At 38.9% G+C, this 16973-nt stretch carries 16 protein-coding genes and 1 tRNA gene; 9 read left to right on the forward strand and 8 right to left on the reverse strand.

Features of this window, described 5'->3' with window-relative positions; translation table 11 throughout:
• Positions 1–2: 2 nt before the first annotated feature.
• Positions 3–1880 (reverse strand): CocE/NonD family hydrolase, encoded by a 1878-nt coding sequence (locus FA047_RS17095; RefSeq protein WP_136837296.1) that lies wholly within the window; start codon positions 1878–1880, stop codon positions 3–5.
• 154 nt (positions 1881–2034) lie between these two features.
• Between FA047_RS17095 and lpdA the strand changes: the two genes are divergently transcribed.
• Positions 2035–3441 (forward strand): dihydrolipoyl dehydrogenase, encoded by a 1407-nt coding sequence (gene lpdA, locus FA047_RS17100; RefSeq protein WP_136837297.1) that lies wholly within the window; start codon positions 2035–2037, stop codon positions 3439–3441.
• A gap of 76 nt (positions 3442–3517) precedes the next feature.
• Here lpdA and FA047_RS17105 read toward each other — a convergent pair whose 3' ends face one another.
• The 5 genes from FA047_RS17105 to FA047_RS17125 all read right to left on the reverse strand — a co-directional run bounded on the left by FA047_RS17105 (position 3518) and on the right by FA047_RS17125 (position 10488).
• Positions 3518–6694 carry an efflux RND transporter permease subunit gene (locus FA047_RS17105; RefSeq protein ID WP_136837298.1) on the reverse strand — a complete coding sequence of 1059 codons (3177 nt, stop codon included), beginning with the start codon at positions 6692–6694 and terminating at the stop codon, positions 3518–3520.
• A 44-nt stretch (positions 6695–6738) separates the two neighbouring features.
• Complete coding sequence (locus FA047_RS17110; protein WP_136837299.1) at positions 6739–7809, reverse strand: efflux RND transporter periplasmic adaptor subunit; 1071 nt, start codon at positions 7807–7809, stop codon at positions 6739–6741.
• On the reverse strand, positions 7809–9137 hold the full coding sequence (locus tag FA047_RS17115) for a TolC family protein (RefSeq protein WP_136837300.1): 1329 nt from the start codon (positions 9135–9137) through the stop codon (positions 7809–7811). The genes FA047_RS17110 and FA047_RS17115 overlap by 1 nt, the downstream gene beginning before the upstream one ends.
• A gap of 19 nt (positions 9138–9156) precedes the next feature.
• On the reverse strand, positions 9157–9762 hold the full coding sequence (locus FA047_RS17120; protein WP_136837301.1) for a TetR/AcrR family transcriptional regulator: 606 nt from the start codon (positions 9760–9762) through the stop codon (positions 9157–9159).
• Between the two features lie 120 nt (positions 9763–9882).
• A complete protein-coding gene (locus FA047_RS17125; RefSeq protein ID WP_136837302.1) occupies positions 9883–10488 on the reverse strand; it encodes a TetR/AcrR family transcriptional regulator in 606 nt (201 codons plus the stop codon).
• Positions 10489–10642: 154 nt separating this feature from the next.
• Here FA047_RS17125 and murB point away from each other — a divergent pair, with 154 nt between their 5' ends.
• Entirely contained in the window at positions 10643–11659 is a 1017-nt protein-coding gene (gene murB, locus FA047_RS17130) for a UDP-N-acetylmuramate dehydrogenase (protein ID WP_136837303.1), read from the forward strand.
• Between the two features lie 171 nt (positions 11660–11830).
• The gene (locus tag FA047_RS17135) at positions 11831–12361 is read left to right on the forward strand and encodes an RNA polymerase sigma factor (protein ID WP_136837304.1); all 531 of its coding nucleotides are present in this window, start codon (positions 11831–11833) and stop codon (positions 12359–12361) included.
• Between the two features lie 32 nt (positions 12362–12393).
• Here FA047_RS17135 and FA047_RS17140 read toward each other — a convergent pair whose 3' ends face one another.
• Complete coding sequence (locus FA047_RS17140) at positions 12394–12927, reverse strand: SRPBCC family protein (protein ID WP_136837305.1); 534 nt, start codon at positions 12925–12927, stop codon at positions 12394–12396.
• Positions 12928–13138: 211 nt separating this feature from the next.
• Between FA047_RS17140 and FA047_RS17145 the strand changes: the two genes are divergently transcribed.
• The 3 genes from FA047_RS17145 to FA047_RS17150 all read left to right on the forward strand — a co-directional run bounded on the left by FA047_RS17145 (position 13139) and on the right by FA047_RS17150 (position 13742).
• On the forward strand, positions 13139–13297 hold the full coding sequence (locus FA047_RS17145) for a DUF1398 family protein (RefSeq protein ID WP_136837306.1): 159 nt from the start codon (positions 13139–13141) through the stop codon (positions 13295–13297).
• Between the two features lie 86 nt (positions 13298–13383).
• Positions 13384–13509 carry a hypothetical protein gene (locus tag FA047_RS21025; protein WP_262709999.1) on the forward strand — a complete coding sequence of 42 codons (126 nt, stop codon included), beginning with the start codon at positions 13384–13386 and terminating at the stop codon, positions 13507–13509.
• Positions 13509–13742 (forward strand): cytochrome b5 domain-containing protein, encoded by a 234-nt coding sequence (locus FA047_RS17150; RefSeq protein WP_136837307.1) that lies wholly within the window; start codon positions 13509–13511, stop codon positions 13740–13742. The genes FA047_RS21025 and FA047_RS17150 overlap by 1 nt, the downstream gene beginning before the upstream one ends.
• 60 nt (positions 13743–13802) lie before the next feature.
• Here the strand turns inward: FA047_RS17150 and FA047_RS17155 are convergent, their stop codons facing one another.
• Positions 13803–14723 carry a PfkB family carbohydrate kinase gene (locus tag FA047_RS17155; protein WP_136837308.1) on the reverse strand — a complete coding sequence of 307 codons (921 nt, stop codon included), beginning with the start codon at positions 14721–14723 and terminating at the stop codon, positions 13803–13805.
• Between the two features lie 142 nt (positions 14724–14865).
• Between FA047_RS17155 and FA047_RS17160 the strand changes: the two genes are divergently transcribed.
• From FA047_RS17160 to FA047_RS17170, 3 genes are all read left to right on the forward strand, one after another.
• A tRNA-Asn gene (locus tag FA047_RS17160) sits at positions 14866–14939 on the forward strand.
• Positions 14940–15391: 452 nt separating this feature from the next.
• Entirely contained in the window at positions 15392–15796 is a 405-nt protein-coding gene (locus tag FA047_RS17165) for a plasmid mobilization protein (protein WP_136837309.1), read from the forward strand.
• Positions 15781–16971, forward strand: coding sequence for a relaxase/mobilization nuclease domain-containing protein (locus FA047_RS17170; protein WP_136837310.1), 1191 nt, complete (start codon positions 15781–15783; stop codon positions 16969–16971). Before FA047_RS17165 ends, FA047_RS17170 begins: the two co-directional genes overlap by 16 nt.
• Positions 16972–16973: the final 2 nt, after the last annotated feature.

The following is a 16973-nucleotide window of genomic DNA, read 5'->3' on the forward strand; positions in this document are numbered from 1 at the left end:
AATTATGGTTTTAAAACGTTTACGGTTATTGTAGATGAGTTGTAAACATCATGGAAAATTCTGTGTGTTGCTTTTCTAAAATCTCCGGGTTCTGCCTGATAGATATCCATAAATTGTTGGGGATTTCTATCAGCCAGAGGAAACCAGGAATTTTGTATCTGTATCATGATGCGATGACCCTTTTTAAAAGTGTGTGCTACATCAGGTAATGTATAATTAACTTTAGTAATTTGCCCAGGTACAAATGGCTCAGGTTTTTCAAAGCTATTGCGGTATTTTCCTCTCATAATTTCTCCACGTACCAGCATTTGATAACCACCCATAATGATATTTTTAGGGTTAGGAGCTGGGTTAGGTGCATCTTCCGGATAAACGTCTATTAGCTTAACCACATAATCGGCATCTGTACCTGTTGTAGATACTACGAGTTTTGCAAGCACAGGTCCGGTAAGGGTTATATCTTCTGTCAATGCTTCGGTTTGAAATACCTTTACGTCAGGCCGGCGAGCCGCGAAACGCTGATCGTCTACCATATATTCACGTGTTCTTCTGGCTTGTACGCCATCCTGATAAGGTACAGGTGCGTTTGGATCACTTACATACTCGTCCCAGCTATCTGTTCTTTGTACTTTTTCAAAACTTAGCTTACCATTAGGCTGCAGATATAAGGTTCTTTCTTCAGTATCTTTAGGTGGCCAGGTGTTGAATTCTCTCCATTGGTTACTGCCTGTTATAAAAATATTGGCTTCACCCGTCTTGAAGTCACCTTCCCCTTTTAAATAATGCTTAAAGAAAGGTAATTCAAACTTTTCCTGGTAAAGGGTGCTGGTGGCTTGTCCAAAGTCTATGTCTCCGAAACCACTACCTGTACCACGTACCCATCCTCCATGATACCATGGCCCCGCTACAAGAATATTGTTGGCTCCGGGGCTTAATTTTTCTATTGACTTGTAGGTTGCAAAAGTTCCATAGGCATCTTCAGCATCAAAAAAACCGCCCACTACCATAACTGCGGGTTTAACATTAGTGAGGTGCGGCTGTATGTTTCTGGCTTTCCAGAATGTATCCAGGTTAGGATGAGCAAAAAGGTTATTCCAGAACCTGATGCTATCTGCAAAATATTTTTCTTTGAGGTTTTTAACCGAGCCTGACTCAAGATAGAACCGGTAGTTGTCCTGAACAGGAAACTGAAAACCTTTAGGGCCTTTATCGGGAGTAATCGGTTTTGGTCTAGGCACGCCAAAACTACTCATAAAACCAAAAGCATCCATTAGAAACAAAGCTCCATTATGGTGAAAATCATCGCCGATAAACCAATCTGTAACTGGTGCCTGCGGAGAGACAGCCTTTAATGCAGGATGGGCACCAGGTAATGAGGTGGTTGAATAGAACCCAGGATAAGAAATTCCATAAATCCCTGCCTTTCCATTGTTGTTCTTTATATTTTTTACCAGCCAATCTATCGTATCATAGGTGTCTGAGCTTTCGTCGATGTCTTTCTTAGTTTTTTTGTTGGCTACATGAGGCCTGATGTCGTCAAAATTACCTTCACTCATCCATCGGCCTCTTACATCCTGATAAACAAAAATGAAACCTTCTCTCATTTCGGCCGGGAAATTACCCAGACTGGTCTTGTATTTGTCTTCTCCATAAGGAGCAACGGTATATGGAGTCCGGTTGATCAGGAATGGATATTTTTCGTGCTGATCTTTTGGTATATAGATCGAGGTAAATAACCTGACTCCGTCCCTCATGGTAATGTAACGTTCGATTTTTGTGAAGTTATCGCGTACAAAGGTAGAATCGGTTTGTTGCGCAAATAGGGGAGATAAAGTAAAAATGCATATAGCCGTAAGCCATAAAAATTTAAAACAGGCCATGATATTGAGTTGGTTTTGAAAATCTAAATATAGCAATTGGAAATGTTTCGGCTGACAGTTGTTTCTGAATTGATTAAAGAAGTTACAATCTTTCCAATATGCGCCATATTTCCATATAGGTTTATTAACTTTGTGCCACAAAAAAATCCTTAATATGCAATACGATGTAGTTGTAATTGGCTCGGGCCCGGGCGGTTATGTAGGAGCAATCAGATGCGCTCAGTTAGGCTTAAAAACAGCTGTTATAGAAAAATATAAAACTTTTGGTGGAACTTGCCTCAATGTGGGATGTATTCCTTCAAAAGCGTTGCTTGATTCTTCGGAGCATTACCACAATGCTGCACATACTTTCAAAACCCATGGTATAGACCTAAAAGATCTGAAAGTAGACATGCCGCAAATGATTGCCCGTAAGAATGACGTAGTGGCACAAAATACAGCAGGTATACAGTATTTATTCAAAAAAAATAAAATAGATTCATTTGAAGGAGTTGGTTCATTTGTAGATAAGAATACAATTAAAGTGACCAAGTCAGATGGTTCCACAGAAACCGTTACAGCTAAAAATGTAATCATTGCTTCTGGTTCAAAACCAACTGCATTGCCTTTTTTGCCGATTGATAAAAAACGCATCATCACTTCTACAGAAGCTTTAAATATTACAGAAGTTCCTAAGCAAATGATTGTTATAGGTGGTGGTGTAATTGGATTGGAGTTAGGATCTGTTTATGCGCGTTTGGGTACTAAAGTTTCTGTGATTGAATTTATGCCCTCCATTATCGGTACAATGGATGCAGGTTTGGGTAAAGAACTGCAGCGAGTACTTAAAAAGTCTCTAGGTATGGAGTTCTTTATGGGACATAAGGTAACAGGTGCTGCTGTGAAAGGTAAAAAAGTAACGGTTACTGCTACTAATGCCAAAGGGGAAGAAGTGAAACTCGATGCTGACTATTGTATCGTTGCAGTCGGACGTACCGCTTATACTGAAGGCTTGGGATTAGAGAACATCGGTATCAAAACAGAAGAAAGAGGAAATAAGATTCCGGTTAATGCACATCTGGAGACATCGGTACCCGGTGTATATGCGATAGGCGACGTGATTAAAGGAGTAATGCTTGCGCACAAAGCCGAAGATGAAGGTATATTCGTTGCAGAACGTTTAGCCGGACAGAAACCACATATCAATTATAACCTGATCCCTGGAGTTGTTTATACCTGGCCTGAGGTTGCATCAGTAGGGTATACTGAAGAGCAATTAAAGGAGCAAGGCGTACAGTATAAGTCAGGGTCATTTCCTTTCAAAGCTAGTGGCCGTGCTAAAGCAAGCATGGATACTGATGGCTTTGTTAAAGTATTAGCAGATGCAAAAACTGATGAGATTCTTGGTGTGCACATGATAGGTCCACGCGCAGCAGATATGATTGCTGAAGCTGTTGTGGCTATGGAATTCCGTGCATCTGCTGAAGATATTGCCAGAATTTGTCATGCTCACCCAACATACACTGAAGCACTAAAAGAAGCTGCAATGTCAGCGACAGAAAATAGGGCGATTCATATTTAATCATAATCCTGTTATAAAATCAAAAGGGTCTCAGAACAATCTGAGACCCTTTTGATTTTAGCTCGTGGTCTTTATATTAATGACCATGGTCCAGATCATATTCCAAAACATCTTTATGATCATATGGTTCTTCCATCATCTCATCGATGGTCTTGCCTTTTTTATTGAAACCGAATCTTTCCAATATATTATCGAAGATTTGATACATCACAGGTACAACGACCAGCGTTAAGAACAGCGAACTCGTCAAACCTCCGATGATGACCCACGCCAGACCATTTTTCCAATCGGCACCTGCACCACTTGCCAATGCGATCGGTAGCATACCAATTACCATGGCGATGGTAGTCATGAGAATCGGGCGCAGACGTGCATGGTTTGCCAATATCAAGGCCTCATGAGTAGTTTTGCCCTGTGCCTTCATTTGGTTGGTAAAATCCACCAATATAATCGCATTTTTCGCAACCAGCCCCATCAACATGATGAAACCAAGGATGGTGAAGATACCCAAAGCATTGTTGGTTAAGGCCAGTGCGAGTAAAGCACCGATTAACGCAAGCGGTAAGGAGAACATCACCACAAAAGGGTAAACAAAACTATCATATAAGGCTACCATGATGAGGTATACCAAAACGATTGCAGCTAATAATGCGATCCCCAAAGTACCAAAACCCTCACTTTGGTTTTCCTGTTCGCCCGCCCAGTAGAAGCTGATGCCTGCAGGTTTTTTCAATTTATCTAATTCCGTCTGGAAATCTGTTACCACCGAACCGGTTGGCCTTCCTACAGTTTGTGCTTTAACTGTTACGGATGTAGACTTGTTTAGTCGTTCTAACAAACTCGGACCAGAGCCTTCCTTAATCGTTGCAAACTGCGATAGCTTAATCTGCTGACCAGCCTGGTTTACGAAAGTTAAGTTACGCACATCGTCGATATCCTTACGGTCAAAATCCTGGTATTGGATATTGATGTCATATTCGTACTCGCCCTGACGGAATTTACCGTCAGTATTTCCGGCAAAGGCCGTCTGCATGGTTGCACCTACAGTTTGCAGGTTTAATCCCAGGGCCGACATTTTATCACGGTCTACTTTAACGTTGATCTCTGGAGTTCCTTTCTCAACCGATAGCTTAGTTTGTGTAGCGCCTGGTATTTTTGACAATACAGTCTGGGCTTTTTCTGCGAAAGTTAACACACTTTCTAATTCTGAACCCAATACAACAAGTTGGATAGGCGCATCATCAGCAGTTCCCAATATTCCAATTGGAACAGTTTTAATTTTAGCTCCTACCAGTATTTTCTCCAATTCACGTGTGTAAGTGGTGGAGATGATGTCGGATGCCACGTTGTTCCGCTCCGGTTTGTCTACCAACTTAACGTTGATTTCAGATTTATATGCAGTGGCTGTTGTACCACCCATACCCTCACTCGATTGTCCAACAGTAGTAATCATCTGCACAATTTCCTTTTTCTCGCTCAGATAGTTTTCAGCCTTTTGAGTATAAAGGTTGGTCTGTTCCAATGACACATCTTTAGGCATCTCTATTTGCAATAAGAATTCGCCTTTATCCGATTTAGGAAAGAATTCGAAGCCGATATATCCGGCGCCAAGCAAACCGCAGGAAGATAGAAATAACACAAACATAGACATTAAGGTAATCGCTTTGTGTTTAAGGGTCCATTCTAATATATTCGTAATCCACCTGGTAAACTTATGCAGTTGTTTTTCGAACCATAAGATAAATTTACCAAATAAGTTTTTGCCCTCGATGCGCTCCAGTTTGCCATAACGCGAGAAAATTAAAGGGACAATCGTAAATGAAGCGACTAATGAGAGCAATGTAGATATAATAACCACCACGCAGAATTGACGTAAGATATTAGCCACCATACCCGTACTTACCGCGATAGGGAAGAAAACCACCACGATAACGAATGTAATGGAAACCACAGTAAAGCCGATTTCACGTGTTCCATCCATAGCCGCACGTACTTTATTTTTACCCATCTCCATATGCCGCTGGATGTTTTCCAGCACCACGATCGCATCATCCACCAAAATACCCACTACCAGTGATAAGCCCAGTAAAGACATCAGGTTCAAAGTATAGCCGAACAGTGCTATCCCGATGAACGTAGCAATTAACGACGCAGGAATAGAAACCATTACAATAACTGCATTACGCAAGCTATGCAGGAAGAAGAGCATGACTACCGCTACTAATATTACTGCCAATATCAAATCGTGGATTACTGCGTCCGCAGACTGCAAGGTGTAAACTGAACTGTCGTTTACAATTTTAATGTCTAATCCAATGTTTTTATAATCAATTTTCAGCTTTTCGATAATCTCCTTCGTGCCTTTACTAACAGTTACCGCATTCGCGTCACTTTGTTTAATAATTTGTAAGGCGATAGAGTTTGACCTATTAATACGGGCAATTTTATCAGTCTCTTTTTGTGTGTCCTGTACGTCGGCAATATCACCTAAGCGGATCTGGGCGCCATCTTTACTGGTTGTGACCACTAAGTTGCGCATCTCTTCTACGCTGGCATACTTGCCCGATAGACGGACTAAGATATCTTGAGCCTTAGTTTTTACACTACCTGTAGGGAAATCAAGATTTGAGGCTAAGATGGCTTGCTGAACATTCGGAACCGATAAACCATAACCCTGCATCTTTTTAGCATCTAACGATACTTTGATCTCACGCTCAGCACCGCCTATTAAGTTGACCTGAGCTACACCAGATACCCGGGAAACGATTGGGGCGATACGCTTGTCCATCAAATCGTAAAACGAGATATCGTCCATGTTGCCGGATGCCGACATGGTAATCACGGGGAAATCATCTAATGAGAATTTGCTCAATGATGGCTGCTTAACGTCGTCTGGCAAATCGGCCAGGATCGCATTTACCTTTCTTTGTGCATCATTTAAGGCAATGTCTATGACTGCTTTATCAGTAAGCGTGATGATCACTACTGATAAACTTTCGTAAGAGTTTGCGTTAATTTTCTTGATGTTTTCCATCGAAGAAACTGCGTCCTCAATCTTTTTAGTTACGGTACTCTCCACCTCATTTGGCGACGCACCGGGATAAATAGTAGAGATAGATACTACGTTGGGACTGAACTTAGGTAACAGCTCATATCCTAACGAGAAATAACTCAGCATGCCCAGCATGGTAAGTGCGGCAAAAACCACAATTACCAGCGAAGGTCTTTTTATAGATATATCAGTTATTTTCATTTCTTTTCTTTCTGTAATTGGTTATTAATGCCATTTAGCAGTATTTATTTAATAACCGTAACTGGAGTGCCTTCTGTTAAATTAATTTGTCCACTTGTAATCACTGTCTCACCTTCCTTCAGTCCCTCTAGAACTTCAACGTTATCTCCTAAAATACGTCCAGATACTACTTTGCGAGTCTCAGCTGTATTTTTAGATGTGTTTAATACGTAAACTTCGTTGCTGCTTACACTGCCGACAAATGATGTGCGGGGAACTAAGATCGTTGGTGCCTGCTTAGGGAATTTGAAAACTGCAGTACCATACATGCCTGCTTTTAAGCTGTTTTTAAAGTTGTTGGCCACTTCAATTTCTATTGGAAAGTTTAGTGTTTCATCAGCTTTTGGTGCAATGAATGTTACTTTTCCGGAAAACTTATCCGTAGGGAAAACTGATGATTGAATGTCTACCGTATTTCCGATTTTTAAGTTGGCTACTTGGCTTTCGTTTACATTTACTTTCAATTTTAATTTTGAGACGTCAACGATCTCAAATAGCTGAGTTCCTGGAGTACCGGCTACAACCGCACCAACCTCTATGTAACGTTTATTGATTATGCCATTGATTGGCGACTTTATATGTGCGTCACTGACTCTGCGTTGAGATGCCTGTAAGCGCAACTTCGCATTTTGAGTAGCGAGTTTGGCTTGGTCTAGTTGCTGCTGAGTCACTCCGCCGGTCTTGAATGAGCTTTGGTATCTGGCTTCATCACGAACAGCATTTTGATAAGTGGCCTCTGCAGTTTCGCGATCGGTGTTAATGATTTCAGCGTCAATGCGTGCCAGGATCTGACCTTTGCTTACACGATCACCTTCATCTACGAAGATCCGGCTAACACGGCCAGAATTTTCGGCAAGGAAATTCAATTCTTGATTTGCAGCGAAATTACCATTTGCAGTAAAATCTAAATTCATTTCTTTACGCTCGACTGTTGCTGTTTTCACTGCTACGGCACCACTGCCTTTAGCAATAAAGTCAGTTGTTTCCTGTGCTTTCTTTTTATTATTGTTCAATACATAAGCTATTCCACCTAGCACCACAACAAGAACGACGATTATGATTATTATTCTTTTCATTATAAAAGTGATTTAATATTTCCTTGAGATTTGATTAATTGAATTTCGGCTATTTTATAGTTTAGCAAAGCCTGCGTATAACTGTTCTGCGCTTCTGTTAGTGCATTCTCGGTGTCTAATAAGTCTGTTAGACCTGCCAACCCATTATTGTAGTTATTTCGAGTGCTATTGTAAATCTCCTGAGCCAATTTTGCATTTTCACGTTGTGAATTAATGGTCGACAAGCTATTTCTCAATTGTATCTTGGCATTTTCATAAGCAAGGTTCAACGAGTTTTTCGTGTTTCTTATGTCTTCGTCAGCTTTATTTATGTCTACCTGAGCCTGACGTATTCTAGCTCTTGTTGCAAATCCATTAAAAATTGGAATTCTTAGACTTAGACCTATAGCAGAAGCATCATACCAAAAAGCTGTACTGTTAGATTTGTATAAATCGAACTTATCACTCATTCCTGTGTAAGAAATGTTTCCTGTTAGCGCTAAAGAAGGATAATATTCAGATTGATAGGCTTTCTTTTGCAACGTCAATAGATCCCGCTGAACATTTAACAGCCTAAGCTCAGTTCGGTTAGTCGTGCTGATGCTGTCGCTAAGGGCAGGTAATACCGGCACATTATTTAGTTCAGTAGGAGGTAGTGTGATGGCATTCTCAACAGGCATGCCTATAGAAAATTTCAACTGATTTTCCAATTGAATAACAGCGTTTAAAGTTTGTTCACGACGAGTTTGTAGATTAGTCATGTTTACTTTTATTCTATCAACGTCAATTTTCCTCGCCAGGCCATTTTTGTATTGATCGCCAATCAGCTTTTCAATCACCCTTACATTTTTAATGTTAGTGTCAATTACATTTAGCTGTTGTCTATTGACAAGTACCTGGTAGTAATTGTTTGCCACAACTTCGATGACCTGTTCGTCAGTCATTTGAGCATTAAGCCTATAATAATTTTCACTTGCTTTTGCTGCCTTTAGTCCGGTAAAAATGGTTTGATTAAAGAGTTGCTGATCTAACTGGACACCAACATTGGAATTCCATGTTCGCCCCATTTGGAAGGACTGATCTCCAACTACAAGTTGCCCAATAATCGGATTGTAGGTTAACCCCGCATTTCCGTTAATTTGAGGCAGGGCCTGTCCTCTAATTTCGTCAGTTTTATATTTTCCGTAGTCAATGTCAAGTTTTGCTTTTCTAACATTTGTGTTGTTTTGGATCGCATAATTTAATACATCCTTTAAGCTTAGTGTCTGTTGTGCCGTTGCGACATTTGATAATATCAACCCCATCAACAGTAGCGGGATTATTTTTATCTGTTTAATTATTGTATTCATATGATATAGTTAGTGGTCTTTACTTTAGTCCTTTGACAAAAATTCTTGATAAGTTAATCTGTTTTTCAAGCATTGCTTTGAACTCTTTTTTACTGGGAAATAGTTCTTTGTTTCCATGAAGGATACATAAAGAACTAATGCCTGCTAAACTATCGAGGTATAGATCGGCAGTTTTTTCTGCATCTGTTTCTGCAATTTCTCCATTGTTTATTGCCTCTTGAAAAAGGCCCGCATGGAATTGCTTATTCTTTTCCTTCATTTTCATAAAGTGGGATTTCAGCTCTTCAGAATTCAAAGAAGAATCCGGGCTTCCACCTGATAAATGAAGCATATAATATTTTTGAAAAAAACGGTGACCGATCTCTATGAATGAGAGTAATTTGTCTCCCAATAAAATAATAGAAGTGTTTTCTTTTTCTATCAGTTCAAAATAATCAGAGAAAATTTTATCAATCACACCGAGCACAAGGCTGTTTTTGTCGGGGAAATAATAGTATAAGGAGGGTTTAGATACCGACAAGTCTTCCGCAATTTCGTTCATCGTGGTTTTATTAATTCCATAATGAATGAAACGTTTTATCGCCCCTTCTATAATAGTGTCCCTTTTTTTATCTGTCTCTACCATTCTACTTTTTTACTTTTTGACTTTTTTATTTCAAGGGTCAAAAATACTGCCATAATTTTGGTTAAAGAATTTTAGTGTTAAAATCAATTAAAACTGACAAAGAAATGACGAACGGGGGGTTTATTTGACTTGCAGACCTGCCATGTATATATCTGCAAACATTTTTTCTTTAATGAATATTTGCTTGAATTGTTCTTTGCCAGGGAACATGAGCTTTCCTTTACTCAGTATGTTAAAATGGATTCCAGACAGCGCCTCGATAAAGATGTCGGTTGCCAGCTTAGGATCTTGTATCACAAGTTCGCCACTTGCTACCCCTCTTGTAAATAATGAGCTAATAATAATTGCTTCAAAAGTCTTAGCCCTTTGAAATTTCTCATAAAGATCTTCAGGAAGTTCATTCCCTATAATTTGATTCGATTCAAAGAGATTATAATATTTTTGAATATAGGCCTGTCTTTTTTGGAGTAATTTAAGTATCCCTTCGGTTGAGGTTTTGGTTTTGTCGATTGACTTTACCAACTCCCGGCTCATTATGTGCATAAGGTGTTCTACAGCACTTACATATAGACTCAATTTGTCTGGAAAGTAATAATATAGGAGTGCTTTTGAGAAAGTGATGTCTTTAGCAATTTCTGTCATTGTAGTTTTTGCCAGACCATAATGTGCAAATCTTTTTAGAGCGGCTTCAATGATTAGAATTCTTTTTTTATCCTGATTTTCCATACAAATAATATCGGTCTCCTGTCAAATAGTCTAAAATGTCCGGTCTTTTAACAATCGAGAGGAAAAATAGGAAAATTTTTCAAATATTGATTTAAACATATTTATTACGGCCCTTTCAGTTACATTTGTACGTTATTAATCTGTTCAAACTTCTATGTCTGTATTACAAGAAAACAAATCCTTAAAATCATATAATACGTTTAGAATCGATGTTAGCGCTAAGCATTTTACTGAAATTTTTAGTGAAAAGGATTTAATAGAATTGCTAACCTCAGACCCTGCCATTGATCAGGATCTACTGGTTTTAGGTGGCGGAAGTAACGTTTTATTTACAAGAGATTTTGAAGGATTGGTCATTAAGGTCAGTATCCCCGGTATTTCGAGCGTAGTTGATGGAAATGAGGTCATAGTTACAGCAGGAGCAGGCGTAGTATGGAGCGATTTTGTAAATTATTGTGTGGAGAATGGATTTGCTGGAGTTGAGAATCTGAGTCTTATTCCAGGTACAGTAGGAGCCTCTCCGATACAGAATATCGGTGCATATGGGGTCGAAGTGAAGGACATATTTAGTTCTTGTACCGCTTATGAAATAGCTACTGGCATTCCTCGTCATTTTAACTTTGAGGATTGTAAGTTTGGATATAGGGATAGCATATTCAAAAATGAACTGAAAGGGAGATACATTATCACATCTGTAAGCTTTAAATTAAGTAAATCTGCGCGGCTCAATACTCATTATGGGGCTATTCAGGATGAATTGAAAAGCAGGGGTATTTTAGATCCTAATATTGCAGATATTTCTAAAGTAGTATCTCAGATAAGGGTTAGTAAATTACCTGACCCATCTACAATAGGTAACGCAGGTAGTTTCTTTAAAAACCCGGTAATAGATAAGAATTTATTTGAAAAGATACTTGATCAATATCCTGACATAGTACATTTTCCAGTAGCAAACGATCGGATAAAGCTGGCTGCTGGTTGGCTCATAGAACATTGTGGTTTTAAAGGAATTATTGTTGGGAATACTGGGACCTGGAAAAATCAGGCCTTGGTCCTTGTCAACCACGGACATGCAACAGGTCAGGAAGTGTATAGTTTTTCAGAACAAATTATAAATTCCGTCGATGCCAAATTCGGTGTGAGATTAGAAAGAGAAGTAAATATTCTGTGACATCATGATAGAAGGATATATACGCCCATAAAATTTATTTCATAATATAGGATTTAATTTTTTGGTACACGAATTGTATATGTTTTAGTGTGTAAGATTAAACAAACCAGAGGTCGCCACTCTAATTTTCTTGTTTGTTTTTGCTTGTTAAACCCTAAAACTTAAAACATTATGACAAAAAATGAATTCAATCTCCAGCTCAACGACCATTCAGTTTCTTTACAGTCATTCGCTTTAAATTTTACCAAGGACATTGAAGATGCTAATGATTTAGTACAAGACACAATGTTGAAAGCGGTAACTTATTACAGCAAGTTTAAAGAAGGGACTAATTTAAAAGGGTGGTTATTTACAATTATGAAAAATACTTTTATCAATAATTACAGAAGATTGGTAAAAACAAATTCATTGATTACTCAATCGGACGATATTTCTTCAGCTAATTTGCATTATAGTGCATCGAAGAATAATAGTGAAAGTAAATTTATCATAGGCGACATTAATAAAGCTTTGGCTACTCTTCAGCCAGAATATTACGTGCCGTTTATCAAATATTTTGAAGGCTTTAAATACCATGAAATCGCAGAAGAACTGAACATTCCTATTGGAACAGTAAAGACAAGGATTCACGTAGCTCGTCAAATTCTTAAAAAATTCTTAAAGACTTACTCAAAAGAAATATTAGGCGCTGATGTTGCCTAACAAAAAAGCCGCTTATTAAGCGGCTTTTTTGTTTATTGCTTCTCTATAAACGCTTTTAAATTTGATAGTCCTTTATCGTAGTCTTTTCCAATCATAGGATCATAGGCTAGCGACATCCATCTTGAAAAAATTGAAGTATTTTCGCCCTTGAAATCCCAGGTTACTTTGGTCCCTCCAGAAGTAGTTGGCTCAAAATAGAATGAAGTCATTGCAGTGCTTTCAAAAGGTTTGATAAAGACCAATTTTTGGTCTATTTGCTTATAGGCATTTAATTTGTCCATTATAATTGCTCCTGTCCCGACTTCCTTTCCATCCCAGCTGAACTTTGATCCGGTAGAGATACCGTCGCCCGTTACATTAAATTTTGCGGCACTATCCATTTGCATCCATGGGTTCCAGGAGCCAAGATCATTTAGATTTAGGGTCTTCTGATACACGATGCTATCAGGTTTGTTGATTTCTATTGATCTGCTTACATTATAAGTTTTGGGCAGAAATAGTCCGATGATGAAGAACAGTGCAACAAGTACGACTATAATGCCAGCCAGAATTTTAATAACTTTCATGGTTTATTTATTTGGTTAAATAAATTTAACTCAAAATGTTTTCACCAACAAAATTTTATAACCTAAAGAATAATGAATTTAAATTTAATCTTCCTGTTTCTTTTGAATTGTTCGTTATATCAATAACACCCGCAAAGTATTATATGTTAACAAGGATTATAGTCGTAAGTATTTTTAAAATTTCATTCCAAATTATTATCCCAAAAACCGCATGTATGTGCGGTTTTTTATACACTTGAATCTTACTTTTTGTACGCAGTGTGCTGAAACGGGAGTTGAGAAATGGATTGTCGATCTCTCAGATATGACCTGTATTTATTATGATAAATCCCGAACCGAAATATTGGTAGAGTGTATACCTGTTCCTTAGGGAATAGTTTTTCTTTTATAATGAATTCTTTTTAATACCGATAACCCCTGCAAAATCATACTTTTGGGTGGAATTTAAACGAGTACATGAATTATACTTACTTACTGATAGATGTGGTCCTCCTGCTGCCTCAGGTATATGCATACTTCATGCTGATTATCCTGCTTACTGTATATGTATTTGAATTGTTCAAAAGTAAAGTCAGGGTATAATGGAACTGCCTATTTATACCAAACAGCAGCTGGCGTTGCGCAACGGGCAAGACAAACCGCAGATCTGGGTGGCCTATAAAGGTTTCATTTATGACGTCTCAGACAGCAGGCTTTGGAGGAACGGCAAGCATTATGAACATTGGGCAGGGCAGGACCTGACTGATGAATTACCAGATGCCCCCCATACGGAGACAGTTTTCGAGAAGTTTACCATTATTGGGGTATTAAAATAACAAAGGAGCTAATCAGATAGCTCCTTTGTTAATACCGTACTGTGTAAACAACGAATTGTTTTATGCATCAATTGTGAATGAACTCAAGTTTACAAATTCCTGAACACGGGAGGCAACTTCTTCGGCAGAAAGATTCAGGATTTTCTCAGTTCCGAATTTTTCTACGCAGAATGAAGCAAGGGCAGATCCGAAAATAATCGCATTCTTCATGTTATTAAAATTAACCGTTCCAACTTTTGCCATATACCCTATAAAGCCACCTGCAAAACAGTCTCCAGCCCCTGTGGGATCAAATACTTCTGCTAAAGGAAGGGCCGGAGCAGAAAAAATCTTGTCTTCATGGAATAGTAAAGCCCCATGTTCACCCTTTTTGATGATCAGGTATTTTGGTCCCATAGTTAGGATTTTCTTTGCTGCCTTAACCAATGAATACTCTCCGGATAACTGGCGGGCCTCTGCGTCATTTATCGTAAGTACATCAACTAATTTAATAGTCTCTAATAAATCATCCATCATAATGTCCATCCAGAAGTTCATCGTATCCAGGACGATTAATTTTGGACGATTTTTAAGACGCTCAATAACTGTTCGCTGTACAATTGGAGTTAGATTACCAAGCATCAGGTATTCACAATCCTGGTAGCTTTCTGGTATAATGGGATCAAAGGTTTCCAGTACATTCAGCTCTGTAGCCAATGTATCACGGCTATTCATGTCATTGTGATATTTTCCCGACCAGAAAAACGACTTTTCGCCTTCTTTAATCTGTAATCCTTCAGTATTTATACCATGTTCTGTAAACTTGTCGATATTCTCTTTTCCGAAATCATCACCAATAACTCCGACTATTTTTGTGTTATTGTAGAAGTAAGAAGCCGCTAAACTGGCGTAAGTTGCGGCGCCACCTACTATTTTATCGGTTTTTCCAAAGGGAGTTTCAATTGCATCGAAGGCTACAGTACCTATGATTATCAGGCTCATATAAAATAATTAAAATTTTTTTTAAATTTTTTCACTGCAAATATTGCATAAATAATTTAAAAGCCCTAATATTGCATTCCCAAAACGAACAAGACTTTATGTTCTTTAAGAGTTCAAAAAGTACGTTTTGGTAGCCGGATACTCCTTCTTAGCTCAGCCGGTTAGAGCATCTGACTGTTAATCAGAGGGTCGCTGGTTCGAGCCCAGCAGAGGGAGCTCACAATCAGTGAGTTAGCCCCACTCCGTCCGAGTGGGGCTTTTTATTTGCACACGATTTGCACACAAATTTTGGCTAAAAAAAGTTTAATTTTTTTTCCACATTGCTGTTGAAGCTGGCTTTTATCTTGACTTTTTCCTCCCTTTATACATTGCTACCATTTAATATAGGTTATAACCTTGGGTATAATCCATTACTAAAATACCATGTCTGCAATTTTGGACACAGAAATTATTAGATGTGTCAGTCCGAATTTTGCTAGGAATAATTAATTCTCTGCATGGATATAAATCTAGATCATAAAAATTAATGAACATCTTTTCAATTCTAATTGGATAATTCAGGCAAACTCAAGTTTGCAGCAAGATGTACCAATGCATGCGCATTGGGAATCTTGCCGTCCTATTGGCCGGAGAATTACTCGGAACTCGTAATTCTAAAAGTACCAGAAATGTCAAAGAAAAAGACCAGCGAAGATGAACTGTTAAAGCACAATCTGATCATTCGGGTAAACGATTCACTGCATCAGAAATTGACCAAACTCCTAACTGAAAGCGACTGCCAAAGCATTGCAGAGGTAGCTAGAAAAATCCTGACCAGCCAAAAGATCAACTGCTTCTACAAGGATGCGAGCATGAACGAGCCGATGGAAGAAATGGCTTTGATCAGAAAAGAACTTAAGGCAATCGGCGTAAACATCAACCAGCAGACCCGGTACTTTAATGCCTGTAAAACCGATGCCGAAAAGAAGTTCCATAGTGACCAGACAGTAGCCTTGTTTACCAAGGTCGAAGGCAAGGTGGAAAGACTGTTTGAACTCATTTCCAAACTGGCAGAACGATGGTTGCAAAAATAAAGTTTGGCAAGAGCATGAGAGGGATATTGATCTATAACGAAACCAAGGTTGAAAAGGGCGAGGCCAATATCATTTTGGCCAGCGGGTTTGCTATGGACATTGACAAATTAAACCTCAACCAAAAAATACAGCGCTTCAAAAACCTCACCGATCTAAACCCGACAGTAAAAACCAATGCGATGCACATCAGCCTAAACTTTGATGCCACTGACAAATTGGACTTGCAAAAGGTACAGCAGATTGCCCAAACCTACATGGAGCAGATCGGATTTGGCGAACAGCCTTTCATTGCCTATCAGCATCTGGATGCAGCGCACCCACATATCCATATTGCAACCACCGTGATGCAGAAAGACGGCAAACGAAAATACACCCACAATTTAGGGCGACTAGTTTCAGAGCCCGCAAGAAAGGCAATTGAAATCGAGTTTGACCTAATTAAAGCCGAGGGCAGAAAGCAAAATAATACGCTAGCCATTAAACCTGCGGTTTATGGAAAGCAGCCCACCAAACAGACCATCAATTCCATTTTGCTATCGGTCAGGGGAAATTATGCATTTACCTCATTAGCCGAATTCAATGCCATTCTCGGGCAGTTCAATATCAGGGCCGACAGGGGAAATGAAGAAACTGCCATGTTCGAAAAAAAGGGATTGCTTTATTCCATACTTGATGAGAAACAAAATCCAATTGGCGTACCGATCAAGGCGAGTAATTTTTATAGCCAGCCCACGCTTAAAAACCTTGAGAAGGATTTTCAGGCGGGTATGGAAAAGAGAAGACCAATGAAGGAAAACTTAAAGAAACGGATTGATTGGGTATTGCAGAAATATAATACCGTTTCCAGAAATACCCTCGTCAATGAACTGGCCAAACAGCATATCGGACTGGTATTAAGACAGAATGAAAAGGGAATCGTCTACGGGTTGACCTTTGTTGACCATAAGCTTAAAGCCGTTTTCAATGGTAGCGATCTTGGGAAAGAGTATAGTGCAAAAGCAGTTACCCAAAAATTTGCAGTCCAAGATCAGATCAGAACCTATCTCAAAGCAAATACTCCGACACATTATCTTGGAAATCCACTTGAAGCGCTTCTTGAAAAAGCAGATTATGATGCGCCAACTTTCATCGGTAAAAAGAAGAAAAAGAAAAAATCTAACCAGCAAAATTTATAGAC

Source organism: Pedobacter frigoris (assembly GCF_005116445.1).
In the GTDB taxonomy this organism is placed as follows: Bacteria; Bacteroidota; Bacteroidia; order Sphingobacteriales; family Sphingobacteriaceae; genus Pedobacter; species Pedobacter frigoris.